General features: G+C 73.7%; 16 protein-coding genes. 5 read left to right on the top strand and 11 right to left on the bottom strand.

The window, feature by feature from the left end; genetic code table 11:
* Positions 1 to 30 precede the first annotated feature (30 nt).
* On the top strand, positions 31 to 972 hold the full coding sequence (locus A4R25_RS18015) for a TAXI family TRAP transporter solute-binding subunit (RefSeq protein ID WP_082931063.1): 942 nt from the start codon (positions 31 to 33) through the stop codon (positions 970 to 972).
* 12 nt (positions 973 to 984) lie between these two features.
* Here A4R25_RS18015 and A4R25_RS18010 read toward each other — a convergent pair whose 3' ends face one another.
* Entirely contained in the window at positions 985 to 2,436 is a 1,452-nt protein-coding gene (locus tag A4R25_RS18010) for a HAMP domain-containing sensor histidine kinase (RefSeq protein ID WP_064447481.1), read from the bottom strand.
* 10 nt (positions 2,437 to 2,446) lie between these two features.
* Positions 2,447 to 3,103, bottom strand: a complete 657-nt coding sequence (locus tag A4R25_RS18005; RefSeq protein ID WP_043325105.1) for a response regulator transcription factor — start codon at positions 3,101 to 3,103, stop codon at positions 2,447 to 2,449.
* Between the two features lie 83 nt (positions 3,104 to 3,186).
* Between A4R25_RS18005 and A4R25_RS18000 the strand changes: the two genes are divergently transcribed.
* On the top strand, positions 3,187 to 3,525 hold the full coding sequence (locus A4R25_RS18000; RefSeq protein ID WP_064447480.1) for a DUF952 domain-containing protein: 339 nt from the start codon (positions 3,187 to 3,189) through the stop codon (positions 3,523 to 3,525).
* A gap of 65 nt (positions 3,526 to 3,590) precedes the next feature.
* Entirely contained in the window at positions 3,591 to 4,133 is a 543-nt protein-coding gene (locus A4R25_RS17995) for an acyltransferase (RefSeq protein WP_030499741.1), read from the top strand.
* Between the two features lie 56 nt (positions 4,134 to 4,189).
* On the opposite strand, the gene A4R25_RS17990 is transcribed toward A4R25_RS17995, so the two are convergent.
* The 3 genes from A4R25_RS17990 to A4R25_RS17980 all read right to left on the bottom strand — a co-directional run bounded on the left by A4R25_RS17990 (position 4,190) and on the right by A4R25_RS17980 (position 8,973).
* Complete coding sequence (locus A4R25_RS17990) at positions 4,190 to 5,938, bottom strand: CDP-glycerol glycerophosphotransferase family protein (protein WP_064447545.1); 1,749 nt, start codon at positions 5,936 to 5,938, stop codon at positions 4,190 to 4,192.
* Positions 5,939 to 6,126: 188 nt separating this feature from the next.
* Positions 6,127 to 7,410, bottom strand: coding sequence for a nucleotide sugar dehydrogenase (locus A4R25_RS17985; RefSeq protein WP_043325107.1), 1,284 nt, complete (start codon positions 7,408 to 7,410; stop codon positions 6,127 to 6,129).
* Positions 7,411 to 7,413: 3 nt separating this feature from the next.
* Positions 7,414 to 8,973, bottom strand: coding sequence for a glycosyltransferase (locus A4R25_RS17980; RefSeq protein ID WP_043325108.1), 1,560 nt, complete (start codon positions 8,971 to 8,973; stop codon positions 7,414 to 7,416).
* Positions 8,974 to 9,283: 310 nt separating this feature from the next.
* Between A4R25_RS17980 and A4R25_RS17975 the strand changes: the two genes are divergently transcribed.
* Complete coding sequence (locus A4R25_RS17975; RefSeq protein WP_064447479.1) at positions 9,284 to 10,450, top strand: hypothetical protein; 1,167 nt, start codon at positions 9,284 to 9,286, stop codon at positions 10,448 to 10,450.
* A 9-nt stretch (positions 10,451 to 10,459) separates the two neighbouring features.
* On the opposite strand, the gene A4R25_RS17970 is transcribed toward A4R25_RS17975, so the two are convergent.
* Positions 10,460 to 12,337 (bottom strand): hypothetical protein, encoded by a 1,878-nt coding sequence (locus tag A4R25_RS17970; RefSeq protein ID WP_064447478.1) that lies wholly within the window; start codon positions 12,335 to 12,337, stop codon positions 10,460 to 10,462.
* Between the two features lie 11 nt (positions 12,338 to 12,348).
* Entirely contained in the window at positions 12,349 to 13,809 is a 1,461-nt protein-coding gene (locus tag A4R25_RS17965; protein WP_064447477.1) for a hypothetical protein, read from the bottom strand.
* Between the two features lie 176 nt (positions 13,810 to 13,985).
* On the opposite strand from A4R25_RS17965, the gene wecB reads away from it, so the two are divergent.
* Positions 13,986 to 15,074 carry a non-hydrolyzing UDP-N-acetylglucosamine 2-epimerase gene (gene wecB, locus A4R25_RS17960; RefSeq protein ID WP_043325111.1) on the top strand — a complete coding sequence of 363 codons (1,089 nt, stop codon included), beginning with the start codon at positions 13,986 to 13,988 and terminating at the stop codon, positions 15,072 to 15,074.
* Between the two features lie 75 nt (positions 15,075 to 15,149).
* Here wecB and A4R25_RS17955 read toward each other — a convergent pair whose 3' ends face one another.
* From A4R25_RS17955 to A4R25_RS17940, 4 genes are read right to left on the bottom strand one after another with little or no spacing between them, the layout of a single operon-like run.
* Entirely contained in the window at positions 15,150 to 15,755 is a 606-nt protein-coding gene (locus tag A4R25_RS17955; protein WP_064447476.1) for a hypothetical protein, read from the bottom strand.
* Positions 15,752 to 17,134, bottom strand: a complete 1,383-nt coding sequence (locus A4R25_RS17950) for a glycosyltransferase (RefSeq protein ID WP_030499733.1) — start codon at positions 17,132 to 17,134, stop codon at positions 15,752 to 15,754. Before A4R25_RS17950 ends, A4R25_RS17955 begins: the two co-directional genes overlap by 4 nt.
* Entirely contained in the window at positions 17,131 to 17,694 is a 564-nt protein-coding gene (locus A4R25_RS17945; protein ID WP_051611092.1) for a hypothetical protein, read from the bottom strand. The genes A4R25_RS17950 and A4R25_RS17945 overlap by 4 nt, the downstream gene beginning before the upstream one ends.
* Before the next feature lie 28 nt (positions 17,695 to 17,722).
* On the bottom strand, positions 17,723 to 18,937 hold the full coding sequence (locus A4R25_RS17940) for a glycosyltransferase (protein WP_223201138.1): 1,215 nt from the start codon (positions 18,935 to 18,937) through the stop codon (positions 17,723 to 17,725).
* Between the last annotated feature and the right edge of the window lie 2 nt (positions 18,938 to 18,939).

Raw genomic sequence — 18,939 nt, 5'->3', positions numbered from 1 at the left:
GCGGCGGGTGCACGGCGCAGAGTGCAGCCCGTGAGCCGACACTGGCCTGTGCGCGCCGCCGCCCCGCTCGTGCTGGTGCTGCTGCTCGTCTCCGGCCTGGCCGGATGCCGGGACGAGCCGGCCGAGCCGACCCGGATCCGCATCGCCACCGGCAGCCCGACCGCCGTCTACCACGCCTTCGGCCAGTCGCTCGCCGCCGTGCTCAACCGGGAGCTACCCGGGGTACGGGCCGAGGTGGTGGTCACCGCCGCCTCGGCGCAGAACGTCCGGCTGGTCGGGTCCGGCGCGGCGGAACTGGGCTTCACCCAGGCCGACGTGCTCCCGGCACGTGAACCCGAGCATCCGTCCGTGCTCGCCGTGGCCCGCGTCTACGACGACCTGCTGCACCTGGTCACCCGCGCCGGCGGCCCGATCCGCACGCTCGCCGACCTGCGCGGCCGGCGGGTCTCGGTGGGCGCCGACGGGTCCGGCACCGAGATCACCGCCACCCGCCTACTGGAGGTGGCCCAGCTCGACGGCGACCGGATCCGCCAGGAGCACCTCGGGCTGGACGACTCGATGGCCGCGCTGCGGGAGGACCGGATCGACGCGTTCTTCTTCTCCGGCGGACTGCCCGTACGCGGCGTCGCCGACCTGGCGGAGCGGACCTCGCTGCGGATCGTGGACCTGGGCGAGTGGACCGAGGCGCTGCGCCGCGGGTACGGGCAGGTCTACGTGACCCGGGACATCCCCCGCTCCATGTACCAGGCGGAGCCGGTCAGCACGGTGGCGAACCCGAACTACCTGATCGTCCGCGCCGACCTGCCCGCCGCGCTGGTGCGCGACGTGACCCGGCTGCTGATGGAGCGCCGGGCGGAACTGGCCGCCGCGCACCCGGCGGCGGGACGGATGAGCCAGCGGTCGGCGATCGTCACCACCCCGCTGCCGCTGCACCCGGGCGCGGCGCAGTGGTACCGCGCCGCGAAGCCCTGAGCCCGCGCGCGGTCAGCGGGTGGCCGGCTCGCCGTCGTGTCGCGGGCCCACCGGCTCGGCGGTCTCGGCCTCCCCGCCGGCCTCACCCGGATCGTCGGCGGGCGCCGGGAACCACAACTCGGCGACCAGGCCCCGGGGCTCGCCCCGGCGCATGGTGAGCCGGCCGTCCGAGGCGTCCACGAGCACCGCCGCGATGGTCAGCCCGAGTCCCGCGCCGTCCACGTTCTGCACGTCCGGCGCCCGCCAGAACCGTTCGGTGGCCTGGTCGAGCTGGCTGGCCGTCATGCCCGGGCCGGTGTCCCGGACGGTGAGCGTCGTACCGCCCTCGGCGGCGCGGACCGTCACCGTCACCTCTCCCCCGGCCCCGCTGAACTTCACCGCGTTGTCGATCAGGGCGTCCAGCGCCTGGTCGATGGCGGTGGGTACGGTGCGGGCGTACACCGGCTCGCCGTCCGCGTCCAGGCGCAGCGCGACGTCGCAGTGCCGGGCCAGCGGCAGCCAGGCGGACACCCGGGACGCGGCGGTGGCGGCGGCGTCCACGGTGACCCGCTGGTTCTCCTCCCGCTCGGCGCGGGCCAGGGTCAGCAGCGCGTCGAGCACGGTGGCCAGCCGGTCGGTCTCCTCCAGCGCCAGCCGGTGCTCGGCCCGCCCGTCCGCGTCGCTGAGGCTGGGACCCAGTTCCTCGACCCGCAGCCGCAGCGCGGTCAGCGGGTTGCGGAGCTGGTGGCTGGCGTGCGCGACGAAGGCGCGCTGCCGGTCCATCACGTCGGAGACCGCGTCGGCCATGTCGTTGAAGCTCGTCGCGAGCCGGCGCAGCTCGGGTGGGCCGAGCCGGGGGCGCACCCGCGCGGTCCGGCGGCCCTCGGCGATCTCGTGGGTCACCGCGTCCAGCTCGGTGACCGGGCGCAGCACCCAGCCGGCCAGCCCGAACGCGGTCGAGACGCAGGCCAGCACCGCGAGCAGGCCGATGCCGGCCAGCAGCAGCCACCACGCGCTGACGGTGCGGCGCACCCCGTCCGCCGGGCTGGTGGTCACCACCGCGCCGAGCACCTCGCCGCCGTCGTTGATCGGCACGGCCGTCACCACCGGCCCGCCGTCCCACGGCCAGACCGACTCGGGGCCGCTGAACTGCTGCCCGGACAGCGCGGTGTCGAGCGCCGCGCCGGTGCCCGCGCCCGGCTCCCAGGCCGACGAGGCGGCCACGGTACGGCGCTCCCGGTCCACCACCGCGGCACCGATGCCGTAGAGGGCGTCGTAGGCGGCCAGTTCCCCGTCGAGCGGACCGGGGCTGCCGCCGCGCAGCGCCGGGCCGGCGAGCGAGGCGAACCGGGTGGCGTCGGCGAGGCGGTCGGCGCGTACCCGGTCGGTCTCCCGGGAGGCCAGCGTGAACGCCAGCGGCGTCTCCAGGGCGATCAGGACGAGCACCATCAGCAGCAGGTAGCTGATCACCAGTCGGCGCCGCACGGGCCCCTCCTCACGCGCCGCGGAGCCGGTAACCGACCCCGCGCACGGTCTCCACCAGCGTCGCGTCGCCGAGCTTGCCGCGCAGCGACCCGACGTGCACCTCCACGGTGTGCCGGTCGGCCCAGGTGGTGCCCCACACGTCGAGCAGGATCCGCTCGCGCGGCACCGCCACCCCCGGCTGGCGGGCCAGCGAGAGCAGGATGTCGAACTCCTTGCGGGTGAGCGACACGTCCCGGCCGTCCACGCTCACCGTCCGGCCGCCGACGTCGATGCGCACCGGCCCGGCCTCGATGAGGTGACGCTCCGGGACGGTGTGCGCGGCGCGGCGCAGCACCGCCTCGATGCGCGCCTGCAACTCCACCATCGAGAACGGCTTGACCACGTAGTCGTCGGCGCCCAGCCGCAGGCCCAGCACCCGGTCGCGTTCCTCGCCACGGGCGGTCACCGCGATGATGCCGAGCTGGCTGCTGCGGCGGCGCAGCTCGCGGCACACCTCGGTGCCGTCGCCGTCGGGCAGCGTCAGGTCGAGCAGCACCAGGTCGCAGGGGGCGGCGGAGAGCGCCGCGGCGACTGTGGCGGCGTGTTCCACCTGGTAGCCGCGCCGGGTCAGCGCGGACGACAGCGCGGCGGCGACCCGACGGTCGTCCTCGACCAGGAGGATCCGCACCCGTTCCTCCCTCCGCTCGACGTGTGCCCTGCGAATGGTGGCAGACGCGCCGCCGGGACGCGAGGCCGCTCTAGGCTGCTGGCGTGATCTACAAGATTCTCTCCGACGACGAGTGGGCGCGGGCACGGGCGGACGGGCGGTTCGCCGGCACCGCGATGGACCGGCAGGACGGCTACGTCCACCTGTCCGCCGCCGACCAGGTGGTGGAGACCGCGCGGAGGTTCTTCGCCGGGGTCACCGGCCTGACCGTGCTCGCGGTGGACGAGTCCCGGCTCGGCGACGCGCTGCGCTGGGAGGAGTCCCGCGGCGGCGCGCTGTTCCCGCACCTGTACGCCGCGCTGCCGGTGGACGCTGTCGTCGCCGCGCATCCGCTGCCGGCCGACCGGCCCGCCGCCGACGCGGTGGCCGAACTGCTCGGGTGAGCGCTCGTTATGCTGCGTCGAGCCCGCCCGACGGCGCGACGCGCCCTGCCACGATGCGAGTTGAGATGACTGACAGCAACGACCGGTCCGCCTCCGTCTTCGTCCACCCGACGGCCGACGTGGAGGACGGCGCCAAGGTCGGCGACGGCACCAAGGTCTGGCACCTGGCGCACATCCGGTCGAGCGCGCAGGTCGGCGCCGGCTGCGTGATCGGCCGCAACGTCTACGTCGACGCGGGCGTCACGGTGGGCGACCTGGTGAAAATCCAGAACAACGTCTCGGTCTACCAGGGCGTGACCATCGAGGACGAGGTGTTCGTGGGTCCCTGCGCCGTGTTCACCAACGACTTCCGCCCGCGCGCGCAGAATCCGGACTGGACGATCACGCCGACGCTGATCCGGCGTGGCGCCTCGATCGGCGCGAACGCCACGCTCGTCTGCGGCATCGAGGTGGGCGAGTACGCGATGATCGCCGCCGGTTCGGTGGTGACCCGCGACGTCAAGCCGTACCAGCTGGTGGCCGGCAACCCGGCCCGGCCGAAGGGCTGGGTCGACGCCAAGGGCGAGGTCGTCTCCCGCGACGTCGACAACCCGCCGCACCAGGGCTGACCAGGCGACGAGGGGCGACGACCAGGCCGGTCGTCGCCCCTCGTCATGGGTACGCCTCAGCCGCAGAGCCGGCCGATCTCGTCCCGGAAGCGGTCCATCGGGTTCGACCCGGCCGGGCCGAGCAGGTACTCCTTCAGCTCCCGTCGCGCCCCGGTCATCGGGTCGTCGCCGGACCGCGTCACGTCGAGGATCTTCGCCAGCTCGCCGCAGTCCGCCGAGAGCAGGTACGCCGCGCGCGCGGTCGGGAACTGCCGGCGGAACTCGTCCTCGGACAGGCCGGCCGGGTTCGCCACCACGTACGGCCGCTCGCTCTGCACGAAGTCGGAGACCACGCTGGACACGTCGCTGACCAGCAGGTCGGTGACGTTGAAGCAGTCGAACAGCCCCGGCGTGCGGCCGGTGACCACCAGGTGCGCGGTCCCGTCCAGCGAGGACGGATCGGTGTCGCCGCCGGCCGCCTTGATCCGGCCCACGATGCGCTCGTGTACGGCCCGCGCCTTCGCCGACCGGCTGCCGGTCAGCGGGTGCGGCTTGTAGATGACCCGCACGTCACCGGCGGCGAGCAGCCCGGAGACGATCCGCTCCCCCATCAGCACCAGCGAGGTGTGGTACGGGTCGTCGTCGAGCCAGCCCTCCCAGGTGGGCGCGTAGAGCACGGTGAAGCGGTGGTCGGCGGCGCCGGAGCCGAACGTGTGCACCCCGGCGAGCTGCGGCCGGCCGACCTCCACGATGTCGCGGTCCAGCACGCCGACGTCGGCGCGCGCGTACCGCTCCCGCCCGGCCGGCCCGGCCACCCAGACCTCGTCGTACACCTTGCTGTACGGATTCACGCTCGCCTGCTTGTCGCTGTCGCCGTGGCCGACGAAGACGTGCTTGACGCCCGGTTCCCGCAGCAGGTGGATGTTGGCGCCGACGTTCGCGGCGTACAGCGCCACGCGCAGCGAGCTGAGGTCGAGGTTCATGAAGTCGACGCCGGCCGGCACGCAGATGACCGGCAGCCGGGTGTCGGCGAGCTGCTCGAACGCGTCAGCGGCGCGCAGCAGAACCACCGCGCGGCGACCGGTCGCCTCCACCGGCGCGAGCCACATGTTGGCCTGGTAGACGTCCTTGGCCGGGCCGGCGAAGTAGAGCGCGACCTCGGGCCGTTCCCGGGCCATCCAGTCGTGCACGGCCGGCAGCACGCCCGGCTGGCTGCCCCGGCCGCGCAGCGCGGTCAGCGCCAGCACCGCGGCGGTGACCAGGCCGACGGCGAGCGTCACCAGGCCGGTGACCACCACCGGGGCGACCCGGTCGAGCGCGGCGGCCACCACCGCCGCCGGCACCAGCAGCACGTTGAGCAGCGGCATGTTCAGCCCAGCCAGCCACCGCGCCCAGGCCGGCGGCACCGGGACGCGCCGCAGCGCGCCGAGGTCGATGTTGCGGGTGTACGCCGGGGGGTCGACCCGCCCGTCGATCACCTTCGTCAGCGCGTTCGTGGCTACCGCAACGGTCCAGAGCGCGGCGGGCAGCAGCAGCACCGCGATCGTGCCGGCCACGCCGGGGCGGGCCGAGACGACCACCAGCAGGACCACCGACAGGTCCCGCACCAGCCGCCGGAAGGTCTCGCCGAGCCCGGCCTTGTCGAGCAGTTCGGCGGTCGGAGTGTGCCGCCCGGCCAGAGCCAGTTCACCGGCGAAGGCGACCACGGCGGCCACCGCGAACGGCACCACCAGGCCGAGTACTCCGGAAAGGACCATGACCGCGTAGCCGAGGAGCGTCGCGCCCACCGCGGCGAGACCCTGCTGGCTGCGAATTCTGCTCAACAACGACACGCTCCCTGTCTGCCCCGACGTCGGCCAGGTTCGATTCGGACCGCTGCGACCCTAAACGGGTCACATGACACAAGTATTGCCGGGGTGTCCGGCAGGTGAACGGCGGACGCCGATCGGCTGGTGGCGACACGCGACGGGCCCCGGCCGTGATCACGGCCGGGGCCCGGTACGCGCGTGTGCGGTCAGCCTCCGATGACCACCCGGCGCACGCCGGTCCAGCGCTCCGGGTCGGTGACCCGCCGGCCGTCCACGAGCACCGTCACGCCGGGCAGGTCGGCCGGGGAGAGCGTGCGGTACTCCGCGTGGTCGGCCTGGATCACCGCGGCGCCGAGCGGCTCGCCGTCGTAGCCGGGCAGGCCGTGCGCGGCAAGCTCCTCGTTGCTGTACATCGGGTCCGACACGTACGGCACCGCGCCCCGGCGGCGCAGCGCCTCGACGGTCGGGAAGACGCCGGAGAAGGCGGTCTCCTTGACGCCACCGCGGTAGGCGGCGCCGAGCACCAGCACGCCGACCCCGGTCAGGTCGCCGTACGCGGCGGCGAGCAGGTCGACCGCGTACTCCGGCATGGCCGCGTTGGCCTCGCGGGCCGAGCGCACCACGGTGGCGGCCGGGTCGTTCCACAGGTACATCCGCGGGTAGATCGGGATGCAGTGGCCGCCGACCGCGATGCCCGGCGAGTGGATGTGGCTGTACGGCTGCGTGTTGCACGCCTCGATGACCTTGGTGACGTCCACGCCCACGGTGTCGGCGAAGCGGGCGAACTGGTTCGCCAGGCCGATGTTCACGTCCCGGTAGGTCGTCTCGGCGAGCTTGGCCAGCTCGGACGCCTCGGCCGAGCCGAGGTCCCACACGCCGTTGGGGCGGTCCAGGTCGGGCCGCTCGTCGAAGTCGAGCACCGCCTCGTAGAACCGGACGCCGTGCGCGGCCGACGTCTCGTCGATGCCGCCGACCAGCTTCGGGTAGCGGCGCAGGTCGGCGAAGACCCGGCCGGTGAGCACCCGCTCGGGGCTGAACACGAGGTGGAAGTCGGTGCCGGCGGTGAGGCCGGAACCCTCGGCGAGCATCGGCGCCCAGCGGTTGCGGGTGGTGCCGACCGGCAGCGTGGTCTCGTAGCTGACCAGCGTGCCCGGCTTCAGCCCACGGGCGATGGCCCGGGTGGCGTCGTCCATCCAGCCGAAGTCCGGCACGCCCTCGGCGTCCACGAACAGCGGCACGACCACGACGACCGCCTCCGACTCGGCGACCGCGGCGGCGGTGTCGGTGGTGGCCGACAGCAGGCCGGCGGCGACCGTCTCCTTCAGCTTGACGTCCAGGTCGGCCTCGCCCGGGAAGGGCACCGCACCGTCGTTCACCAGCTGGACGACCCGCTCGGAGACGTCGGCGCCGATCACCCGGTGCCCCTTGGACGCGAACTGCACGGCCAGCGGCAGACCGATCTTGCCGAGCGCGACGACGCAGATGTTCATGAACTACTTTCCTCCTCGGGGGAGCCGGCGCCGAAGACGGGCCGCGACCCGGCGAAGCGTCACCGGCCAGACGGTGAACGCCAAGTGACCTTTGTGGTTGTTGTTGATCGTGACCAGATGCAGTCGGGTGCCGTCGCGGTACACCACCCGGTGGATCAGCGGCGGCCGGAACCCCCGCACCGGGACGGCGGCGCTGTCCGCCACCCGGACCCGGACCGCCCGGGTCGTTCCCGCCGGACCGAGGTCGGCGGCCAGATCCGGGAGCCGGAACGTGGCCTCCACAGTCGTGCCCATCGGGTCGGCCGGCAGCAGCCGCACGGCGGCCTCCGCCTCACCCACCCGCACGGACATGTCCCCGCCGACCAGGTCGGCGAGATCCGGCCGGGGACTGCGGGCGAGGATCTGCACCCGCCGGTCACCGTCGGGCCCGGTCACCGAGCGTACCGAAACCGCGGTCAGCGCGGCGAGCCACCGGCTCGCCGCCGGCTCCAACTCGTACCATTCGTCACTCAGGCCACCCGCCTCACCGAAGCCCGGGAACGCGGCGAACCAGCGCTGGTCGCGGACCACCGTCGAGGGCAGGCCGTCGGCGGCGGTCAGCCGGATGATCGCCACCAGGTCCTCCGGCCGGCCGTACGCGGCCGTGCCGACGAGCACGCGGGTGGCCGCGTCGAGCCGGTCGCGGATGCCGTCGGTGAGGTACTCCCGGACCAGCTTGCCGACCCGCGACCGGACCTGCTCCCGGGTCTCGGCGTCGAGCTTGAGGTAGTCGGGGCGGAACAGCTTCGCGATCTCCCAGGCGAAGTGGCGCCGCAGCACCGCGTCGCGCCGCTGCCCCGGCTCCACCATGTCGGCCACGAACCGGACGATGCGCTCCACACACTCCAGCCGGGCGAGATGGTCGCTGCGGTAGGTGATGTTCGTGGAGTTGAGGCGCTTGACCGCGAAGTAGTAGTCGTAGTCGGCGAGCACCGAGATGCGGGCCGCCCGCAGGCACGCCTCCAACGTGAACGGCTGGTCGCTGCCGACCGCCATGTCCTCCGGGAAGCGCAGGTGGTGACGCTCGATCAGGTCCCGCCGGAACAGCTTCGTGTTCGACAGCGAGAACGGCAGCGGCGAGTCGAACAGGTCGATGTCGGACCGGGTCCGGTCGTAGATCTCCTGGTGCACGTAGCGCTTGTTCACGCCGACCATGCGGCCGAGCACCACGTCCGAGCCCCACCGGTCGGCCGCCGACACCAGCCGCTCCAGCGCCTCGCGGCCCAGGTGGTCGTCGGCCCCGATGAAGAATACGTACCGGCCGGTGGCCAGGTCCAGCGCCCGGTTGCTGGGGGCGGCCGGCCCGCCGGAGTTGGGCTGGTGCACCACCGTCAGGACCGAGGGGTACGCCGCCGCGAACCGCTCCAGCTCCGCGCCGCTGCCGTCGGTGGAGCCGTCGTCGACCGCGACGATCTGCAGCCGGTCGTGCCCGATCGTCTGGTTGACGAGCGACTCGAGGCAGGTGGTGAGGTCCGGCATGGTGTTGTACACCGCGACGACGACCGTGACGTCCGGTCGGCTCACCGCCCGGCCGCCGTCCGGGCCGAGGTGTCGATCGTGACGGCGCCCCGTGCCGCGGCTGCCGCCCCCAGGTCCGCCGCAGAGATCGCCCCGTCAGAACCCATGCCCGTCCGTCTCCGTGTCAACCACTGTCGCACGTGCGACCCGAGCGAGTGTACGACAAGCGCGGCGCGGGAGGCCGATGCCCGGCCGTGCCGGGAAGCCGGTGTCGCCGTTGCTACCCTGCACCCGGCTCCCGGGCGAGCGCTCCCGCCGGTCGCCGACGCCCCGGACGCCGACGCCGGGGGCGAAGATCACTCGGACAGGACCACGCATGACCGCACCGACGCGCGGCCAACAGCCGCCCGCGGAGACGGTTTCCCAGCACCGGGCCTCCTTCGGGCACCGGCTGGCGACCGCCTTCCGCAACGCCCTGCCCGCGCTCGTCGGCTACGTCGCCGTGCGAGCGGTGGGGCTGGTCACGCTCTGGCTCTGGGCCCGCGCCACCGGGGCCCGGCCGGCCGCGCTGCTCACCGGGTCCGACGGCGTGTGGTACCTGCGGATCGCGCGCGACGGCTACGACGGCTACGCCCGGGTCCAGAGCGACATGGCCTTCTTCCCGCTCTATCCCCGCCTGGTCGGGGCGCTGGAGCCGTTGACCCCGCTCGGCGCGCGCGCCACCGCGCTGGCGGTCGCCGCCGTCGCCGCGCTCGCCGCCGCCTGGGGTCTGTTCGCGGTCGGCGAGCGGCTGTACGACCGCCGCGTCGGCATCCTGCTCGCCGTGCTCTGGGGCGTGCTGCCGCACAGCATCGTGCAGAACATGAGCTACAGCGAGGGGATCTTCACCGCGTTCGCCGCCTGGTCCCTGTACGCGCTGCTGCGCCGCTCGTGGCTGCTCGCCGCCGTGCTCAGCCTGTGCGCCGGACTGACCCGGCCGACCGGCTCCGCGTTGCTCGCCGTGGTCTGTCTCGCGGCGCTGATCGCGGCGTTGCGCCGCCGCGACGGCTGGCGCCCGTGGGCCGCGCTGGTGATCGCGCCGGCCGGCTGGGTCGGGTACCTGGCCTGGGTGGGTTGGCAGACCGGGCGGCCGGACGGCTGGTTCCACATCCAGGACGCCGGCTGGGGCACCACCTTCGACTTCGGCGCCGACACGGTCCGGGTGGCGCAGCGCGTGCTGGCGCAGCCCACGGCGCTGACCATGTACGTGGTGACGCTCGTGGTGCTGATCGCGCTGGCGCTGTTCGTGCTCAGCGCCCTCGACCGGCAGCCCTGGCAGCTCCTGCTCTACAGCGGCCTGATCCTGCTCACCACACTCGGCGCGGCCGGCTACTACCACGCGAAGGCGCGCTTCCTGCTGCCCGCGTTCCCGCTCCTGCTGCCGGTCGCCGTCGCGCTGGCCCGGGCCGGCTGGGCCCGGGCCGTCACCGTGCTGGCCCCGCTGCTGATCGTCTCCGCCTACTTCGGCGGCTACGTCCTGATCATCTGGAACCGGTCGCCGTAGGCGCGCCGCTCAGTTGCTGAACGGCCGCACGTCCCAGAGCCACACGTCGTCGACCTGGCGGCCCGGCCCGTACAGGGCGTCGAGCACCACGCGCAGGTCTTCCTGCCGGCGGTGCTTGGGCAGCGCCACCGCGTCCGCCCGCCAGTAGCGGGCGTCGGCGCGGGCCTGGGCGACCTCAGCCGGCGTCACGTCGGTGCCGCGCTTGCCCTCCGCGACCAGCGTGAGCAGCTTCGCCGTCGGCTGCGGCTCGACGCCCCACCGCCCGGTCGGGTCGTCCTTGGACGTAGGGGCGAGGAAGTAGCCCTGCGGGACCGCGAACTCGGCCAGCGCCGCCGAGCCCCAGTAGACCGAGGTCATGTTCGCCACCGGCACCGGCACCAGGGTGCGGCCGGGGGCCACGTGGTCACGCCAGGTGCCGGCGGTGACGAAGTCCGGCACCGCGGGACGGCCCTGGGCCGGCAGCGGGGTGGGCAGGATCGGCACCAGCGCGGCAGCCACCGCGACGACAGCGATCCGGGCCGGCAGCCGGTCCCCGTCACGCGCGAGACTCGCCACCCGGTCCAGAGCCAGCGCCAGCAGGACACCCACGGCCATGGTGGTGATGAACCCGAAGCGGGCCACCACCACGGCGTCGAAGACCGGAAGGTGCTGCAGCAACGCGAACGGCGCCGGGATCGTGGTCCGCTCGGTGCCCCACGTCCAGGTGGTGCCCATCGACAGCAGCGCGCACACCACGGCGACCAGGGTCAGCACCCGGACGGTGACCTCCCTGCGCAGCCACCACGCGGCGGCGACCGCCACCACCACCAGCGACCAGCCGAAGAAGCTGACCTGCTCGGTGGTGTTCGGGCCCCACCCGCCGGCGCTGGTCGGGCTGCCGGCGATCGACTCGGTCGCGTAGCGCACGTAGGAGCCGAGCTTCAGGGCGTAGACGTCGGGGCCGCCGGGGTGCCCCATCCGGTGCTGCGGCCCGAAGAACTGCATCCACAGCGGGTACGCGGTGACGACAGCGACCAGCGCGCCGGCCACCCCCAGCCCGCCCAGCAGCCGGGGGGCGCGCCGCAACGCGACCTTCGGCGCCAGCGCGAGATGGGCCAGCGCGGCGAGCAGGCAGCCGAGCGCGAGCAGGAAGAGGATCTCCACGCTGATGAAGAACTGTGCCGCGATCAGCGCGCCGAGCACCAGCCCGTCCCGCAGCACCCGGCCGCCCCGGGCCAGCGCCAGCACCCGCCAGCCGATCAGCGGCACCAGCCACTGCGCGGTCATGTGCGGGTGCCCGTTGCTGTGCGACACCAACGCCGGCGCGAACGCGCAGAACAGGCCGCCGACGAACGCGGCGGCACGGGACCGCACCACGTGCCGGGACAGCACGTGGTACCAGGCGTAGCCGGTGCCGACCAGGTTGAGCGTCATCAGCAGCACGTACGCCGTCGGGGCGCCGAACAGCAGCGTCACCGGCGACAGCAGGATCCCGGGCAGCTGCATGCCGACGTTGGTCATCAGGTTCACGCCGTCGGGGGCGTTCTGCGCGGTGGTGAAGAACGGGTTCTCCAGGTGCCGGACCGCGTGCGCCGCGTACGCCAGCATCCACTCGTTGAATCCCTGGTCGTCCGGGCGGCTGCCGAGCAGGCGTCCGTCCGGGTTGCGCCACCCGCGGGCGGTCACCAGGAGCGCCCAGGCCAGGTAGACCGCCGCGACGACGCCGTCCCACCGGCTCCACCGCCGGACCGGCCGCTCGCCGGTCCCGTCGCCGGCCTCGGTGCGGCCGCCGTCGTCCGTCCCGGTCTCCGCCGGCTCCGGCGCCCGGCGGACCTCCGTGTCGCCGGGCGAGGTGTCGCCGGGAGTGGCCGCAGCGGGGTCGGTGGGACGGGTGTCCGGAACGGTCATGAGGCAGGAGTTTACGGCTGCGCGGCGTCGTCGCCCGGCACCCCCCGGGCCGCCCGCCCGGCGCGTCTCCACGGCCTGGTCAGCGCCGCGTCGAGCGCCGCCACGGCCAGCACCACCAGGCTGATCCGCAGGTAGATCGCCTCCTGGATGCCGAACCGGCTGTACTCCCCGGCGGACAGCATGAGGCTGGCGAGCACACTGACCAGGCTCACCACCACACCGAGCACGCCGGCCAGGACGAGCCACGGCCGCCGGCGGACCGCGCCGGTGAGCACGCACGCCAGCACTGTCGCCACGACGGCGCCGGCGAGCAGAGGAAGCACCAGGTCGCGGCGCGGGTACCAGACCCTCTCGACCGCGTCCGGCAGCATCGACACCGGGCGGCCGTACGTGTGCAACTCGGTGCTGCCCAGCGCCATCGGCAGGATCCGGCCGACCATGATCTCGCGGTAGTGATCCGGCTCGGCCATCGCGTACCGGAAGCCGATTGCCATCTCGTGCTCCTCGGCCCACCGCTGCAGTTCGGGGCAGTTCGCGTACGCCTCGGAGAACTTGCGGACGTTCCACCGCCGGACCAGGCTCGGGTCCTCGATCGCCACGCACCGCGGCATGCCGAGCTCGCGGTGGTAGACCTGCCGAATCTCCGGGTCGCGCTGCACCTCGACCATCAGCCGGTAGAGGAACGTCTCGTCGGTCTGCGAGCGGCCCGACGCGCTCCACCTGGCGAACGTCTCGTCGGTGGGACCGAGCAGCGCCGCGTTCCAGCCCAGCCCGGCGCCGATCGCGACCAGCGCCACCACCGCCGCCCAGCGGTGCGGGCGGCTGCGCCACGCCAGCACCGCCAGCACCGCCGGCACCAGCGCGATGAACAGCAGCATGTCCTGCCGGACGAACATCCACCACACGGTCACCACGACCGTGGCGGCGAGCAGCGGCCACGAGCGCCGGCGTACCCAGAGCACCAGCAGGCCGAACGCGAGCAGGCCGAGGCTGATGGAGAGCGACTCGGCGGTCAGCGTGTGGTCCCACACGTAGACCGCGCGGGTCAGCGCCAGCACGAACAGCGCGACCCCGGCGCAGACCCGGGCGGTCGTGCCGCGCAGCATCGTCCAGAGCGCCAGCACGAGCACCACCCACGCCGCGGTGCTGATCAGGGCCTGCGCCCACGCGCGGGCCGGATCGCTGCCGGCGAGCGTGTAGAGCAGCGGCGTGCCCCACAGTCGCGGCGCGTGCCCGGTGAAGGAGAGCGTCGCGGTCGGGTTCGGCCCGTCGAGCAGCCCGGCGTACGACCGGGTGTCGAAGGTGCGGAACGCCTCGGCCCGCGCGGCGATACTCAGCCGCGCGGCGACGAACGCGACGACCAGGCCCGCGAGCACGAGCTGCGCGGGGCGCGGCCGGGGACGCGGCCGCCGGGCGGCGGGCGGCTCAGCCGGCTCCTGCGGGCGCTCTTGAACGACCGACGACTCGACCATGACGGGATTTCCTCGCGCTCGTGCCGGCCTTGTCGGCGTCCAGAAGCGGAATGCCCCGATGTTAGCCTGGATCGCCCGCGTGGGGGTTCCCCTCACCGGCCGGCGCAGCCGGTTCCGCGGGGCGCCCACGGACGCCGCCCCGGTCGGACGGACAGTCAATCGGAGGGATCACCCACATGAAGGTCGTCAGCATCGTTGGCGCCCGGCCCCAGCTGGTCAAACTCGCACCGATCGCCGCGGCGTTCGCCGCCACGGAGCACGAGCACGTCATCGTGCACACCGGGCAGCACTACGACGCCGACCTCTCCGACGTCTTCTTCTCCGGGCTCGGCATCCCCGACCCGGACGTGCACCTGGGCATCGGTTCCGGCAGCCACGGCGTGCAGACCGGCAAGACGCTGGCCGCCCTCGATCCGGTGCTCGCGGCCGAACGACCCGACTGGGTGCTGGTGTACGGCGACACCAACTCCACGCTGGCCGGCGCGCTGTCCGCGGTGAAGATGCACCTGCCGGTGGCCCACCTGGAGGCGGGGCTGCGTTCGTTCAACCGCCGGATGCCGGAGGAGCACAACCGCGTCCTCACCGACCACTGCGCCGACCTGCTGCTGGCGCCCACCGAGGAGGCGGTGCGCCACCTGTCCGCCGAGGGCCTGGCCGCCCGTTCCGTGCTGGTCGGCGACGTGATGGTCGACGTGTGCCTGCGGGTCCGTGACGCCGTGCTGGCCGGTGACCAGCCGCGTCCCGAGCTGCCGGCCGGCATCGACCCGGACGCCCCGTACCTGCTGGCCACGCTGCACCGGGCGGAGAACACCGACGACCCGGAGCGGCTGGCTGCGCTGGTGGGCGCGCTCGCCGAGCTGCCGGTGCCGGTCGCCCTGCTGGCGCACCCGCGCCTGCTGGCCCGCGCCGAGGAGCACGGCATCAAGCTGGGTGGCGGCGCGCTGCACGTGGGCCGGCCGCTGCCGTACGGCGGCATGGTGGCCGCGGTGCTCGGCTCCGTCGGTGTGGTGACCGACTCGGGCGGCCTGCAGAAGGAGGCGTACCTGCTGGACCGGCCCTGCACCACGCTGCGCCCGGAGACGGAGTGGGTGGAGACCCTCGCGGACGACTGGAACCGGCTGGTTCCGGACCCGTCCGCGCTGGGTGCCGACGGCTGGGTGCGGACCGCCACCCGGCCCCGGCCGGCCGCCGCGCGGGGCAACCCGTACGGTGACGGCCGCGCGGCCGAGAACGTGGTCCGGGTGCTCGCCGAGCACGCCCGCTGAAATCGGACCGGCCCGCCGGGCGCCGTCGCGATCGACGGTGCCGGCGGGCCGCTTCACGTGGTGCGGCAGGCGGCGTCAGGCCGCCGCGGTGAGCTGCGCCAACGGGGGCGGGTCGAGCGAGGTGGTGGCGACCACGTTCGGGAAGCGGCGGGCCAGCCGCCAGCCGAGCGTGATGGACAGCGCGTCGGAGGCCACGATCAGGTCGACCGGGTCGCGCTCCAGGTCCAGTTCGGACAGCCGCTTGTCGGCCAGCCGGGACAGCACCAGCGGGCGCACGTTCGAGTAGGCCTTCATGAACACTCGCTTGTGGAACGCCCGGCTCAGGCGCTCCTGCCGCCGGCTGAGGCCGCTCGCCGTGCCGCCGCCGGCCAGCCGGCTCAGCCCGCGTGCCACCCGCCGGGGCCCGCTGGTGACCACGATCCGTTCGGTACGCAGCAGCGGATGCCGCTTCTCGGCGGCGCCGAGGGTGAACAGCCGCACGTTGGGCCGGCCGGCCAGGTCCGCCCAGTTGGTGTCGCTGAGGACCACCACGTCCAGCCGGGCGCCCTCGTCGAGGAGCCGCTCGGCCAGCGCCACGACCTTCTCGTGCGGTTTGTGGTTGAACGCCAGCAGCAGCGCCCGCGGCGTGCGGGACGCGCCCGCGGTGGGCGGCTGGTTGCCGGCTGCGTCGTCGAACGTCACGATGCGATCCTTCCCGCCTCGATCTTGCGCCGCACCATCGAGCGCAGCCTGGCCTCCAGCGGCGCCGTGACCGCCTGCCGGGTGAACGTGTCGGCGTGCGCGCGCGCCTCGGCACGCTGCTTCGCCGACATGTCCCGGGCCGCCTTGCCGGCGGCGATCATCGACTCGGCGATGTCGTGCACGTCGAGGCTCTCCGGGTTGAACCAGAGGGGATAGCCGGCCAGCACGTCCTGCGCGGCGATGCCGGGCGCGTGCACCGAGACGATCGGGCTGCCGCTCGCCATGTACTCGAAGATCTTCCCGGAGGTGACGTACCGCGCGCCGCCGGCCAGGAAGACCAGCACGTCGCTGTCCTGGTAGACCTTGCCGACCTCGGTCTTGGAGACCGGGCCCCGGTAGTGGATGCCGTACTCGGGCAGCGCGTGCCCCTGCTCGCCCTCGACCAGGCCGAGCCGCGCGATGAGGTCGGTCTTACCCTGCTTGAAGTAGCCGAGGTGACCGTGGATGTTCAGCTCCGCGTCGGCCAGGTCGGGATGCCGCCGGGCGATCTGGAACGCCTCGGCCATCTGCTCCACCGGCTGGGTGCTGTTCATGGTGCCGAGGAAGGAGAAGCGCAGCGGGCGGTCACGGTCCGACTCGGACGGCGGCGTGGGCGCGTCGAGCTGGGTCAGCAGATCCGGGTCCCAGCCGTTGGGGACCACCATCATCCGGTCCGCGGCGTTCGGGTAGCGGTCGGCGTACCAGGCCAGCAGCGGCTGGTTGACGAAGATCGAGGCGGAGGCGTCGCGCAGGATCCGGCGCTCCCAGCGCCAGGCGGGGTGGCCCGGCTCGTACCCCGGCTCCTCGGTGAACATGTTGAGCGTCCAGGCGTCGCGGTAGTCGACGGCGAACGGCACGCCGGTGGCCTTGTGGATCATCCAGGCGGCGGCGAACGAGGCGAACGGGTTGCCGGTCGCGAGCACCACGTCGAAGCGCCGCCGGGCGTGCATCCGCAGCGCCTTGCGCACCGACGCCAGCGCCCAGGACAGGTAGTGCTCGGGGAAGAACTTCTTCAACCCGAAGTTGTAGAGGTTGCGGGCCAGGATCGGCGACATGCCCCGGAACCGGCCGTAGGCGTGCAGGTCACGTTCCCAGGCGAAGTGGCTGATGTTGGGCCGCTCCACCTGGACCGACGGGTGCACGGTCTCGGCCAGCTGCTCGTCGACCGAGCCGATCACGCGGTGCAGGAACGACAGCGGCGACGCGAAGGCGGTCACGTCCCAACCGTGCTCGGCCAGGTAGTTCGCGGTGGCCCGGGCCCGGTACACGCCGCTGGCCCGCGACGGCGGAAAGTAGAAGGACAGGTACAGGATGCGCGGTCGGCGCGTCGGGCGCGTCATGGATTGTCCCCCTGGGCGGAATCCGGGTCGGGTCGGTTCTGGCCATCGGTCGCCACTCCAGAGTAGTCGTAACTGAAGCAGACTCTCGGGCTCGCGTGACCGCGTCGGCGCTCCAGCAGGCGCACCGCGTACGGCATCGCCACCGGATCGGTGACGACGAGCACATCCACCGTGGGACGCGCGCAGGCCCGGGCGAGAAGCCGGTCACGCTGGTCGCCGCGCATCCGCACGAACGCCCGGTGCGCCGGGTCGGCGAGGCGCCGCTGGAACGCCCGCTCGGCCCGCTTCGACACCTTCCGCAGCGGACCGCGGCCGATGGTCCGCAGCAGCTTGCGGGGCGCCTTGTACAGCGCCGCCTGTTCGACCCGGTCGGCCGGCAGCCGACGTTGCAGGGCGGCCAGGTCGATCACCCGCACGCCGGTGGCGAACGTCTCACGACTCCAGGGGCCCATCTTGTCGACCACCACGGTGGCGGCGCCCCCGTCGGCGATCACCTGGCGGGACTCCTCCACGACCGCGCGCCGCCGGACCGACCCGACGGACAGGAAAAGGACGTGCATCTCACTCCATCAGCTGCGGCGCCCGGCGTCAGACCGCCGGGTCGGCCTCGTCGGAGAACCACAGGCGGCGGTGCGTCTCGGCGACGGCGGCGTAGCCGTACCGGTCGGCGAGCGCCTTACGGGCGTGGGCCGGTTCGAGGTCGTCGGGGAACCGGGACCGCAGCCGCCGGTATCCGGCGACGATCGTCTCCGGGTCGTCTGTCACGTCGATCATCTGACCGGCGGCGTCCTCGATGCCGGCCAGCGTCCGCTCCGGACCGCCGCAGCGGGTGACCAGGACGGGCAGCCCGGCCGCGATCGCCTCGATGACCGCCACCCCGAACGTCTCGCGGCGGCTCGGGTGCACCAGCAGGTCGTGCTCCCGCATCAGCTCCAGCGCCCGCTCGGGCGGGACCGCCCCGGTGAACGTGACCGCGTCGGCCACCCCGAGCTCGGCCGCCCGGGCGGTCAGGCTCGCCAGCAGCGCGCCCTCCCCCACCAGCGTCAGCGTCAGTGCCGGGTCGTCCTGCCGGCACCGCGCGAACGCCTCCAGCAGCAGCGGTACGCCTTTGAGCTCGGAGAGCGCGCCGACGAACAGCCACCGGCGCAGCGCGGTGATCGGCGTCGGGCGGGGCCGGTCGAAGGAGATCGGGTTGGCGATCGCGCCGATCCGGTCCGCGTGGTGCGGGAACGCCTCGACCAGCGGGGCCCGGACGCCCTCGCCCACGGCGAGGAAACCGGCGCACCGGTCGAGCACCTCGTCGTACATCTCCCGGCCGCGGGCGGTCTCGAGCACCTTGTCCAGGAAGCTGGCGTGCTCGGTCACGTAGACCCGGGTGTCCGGGCCGGCGTTGCGGATCGCCGCCCAGCCGCTGGGCAGCCCGACGTGGGCGTGCACGACCGGTGCGGTGAGCGGACGGCCGCCGAGGGCCGCGCGCAGCGCCTCGTCGTGCCGGTCGGCGATCTCCGCGTGCCCCAGCCCGCGGGGCACCGGCACCGGGACGTAGACCAGGTCGGCGCCGCCGACGGTCGGGGTGCGGTGCCGGGCGTGGCCGAGCAGGACGCGGTGGGCGTCCTTGACCCGGCGCTCAGCCGCCGGATCGAGGGCGGCCACCCAGGCGTCGCAGTGATAGACGGTCATCCGGTCGGAAACCGGTGCGGTCGCGTCGACCATCGCCTGGACGAACGAGCCGCGGAAGGGCAGTTCGCGGGTCGGGAACCAGGGCGTGAGGACGACGACGTCCCGTGCTGAAGTTGCCGGCACCC

Source organism: Micromonospora sp. NBRC 110037 (assembly GCF_001652995.1).
Taxonomy (GTDB): Bacteria; Actinomycetota; Actinomycetes; order Mycobacteriales; family Micromonosporaceae; genus Micromonospora; species Micromonospora chalcea.
The sequence above is the reverse complement of the archived record's forward strand: the minus strand, read 5'-3'. Positions and strand labels throughout refer to the sequence as shown.

What these genes read in the sequence shown, in the direction of transcription:
- A4R25_RS17975 (WP_064447479.1), top strand. Translation starts at nt 9,284, where the DNA reads ATGACCGCACCGACGCGCGGCCAACAGCCGCCCGCGGAGACGGTTTCC.
- A4R25_RS17970 (WP_064447478.1), bottom strand. Translation starts at nt 12,337, where the DNA reads ATGACCGTTCCGGACACCCGTCCCACCGACCCCGCTGCGGCCACTCCC.
- A4R25_RS17995 (WP_030499741.1), top strand. Translation starts at nt 3,591, where the DNA reads ATGACTGACAGCAACGACCGGTCCGCCTCCGTCTTCGTCCACCCGACG.
- wecB (WP_043325111.1), top strand. Translation starts at nt 13,986, where the DNA reads ATGAAGGTCGTCAGCATCGTTGGCGCCCGGCCCCAGCTGGTCAAACTC.
- A4R25_RS17950 (WP_030499733.1), bottom strand. Translation starts at nt 17,134, where the DNA reads ATGACGCGCCCGACGCGCCGACCGCGCATCCTGTACCTGTCCTTCTAC.
- A4R25_RS17965 (WP_064447477.1), bottom strand. Translation starts at nt 13,809, where the DNA reads ATGGTCGAGTCGTCGGTCGTTCAAGAGCGCCCGCAGGAGCCGGCTGAG.
- A4R25_RS17945 (WP_051611092.1), bottom strand. Translation starts at nt 17,694, where the DNA reads ATGCACGTCCTTTTCCTGTCCGTCGGGTCGGTCCGGCGGCGCGCGGTC.
- A4R25_RS17985 (WP_043325107.1), bottom strand. Translation starts at nt 7,410, where the DNA reads ATGAACATCTGCGTCGTCGCGCTCGGCAAGATCGGTCTGCCGCTGGCC.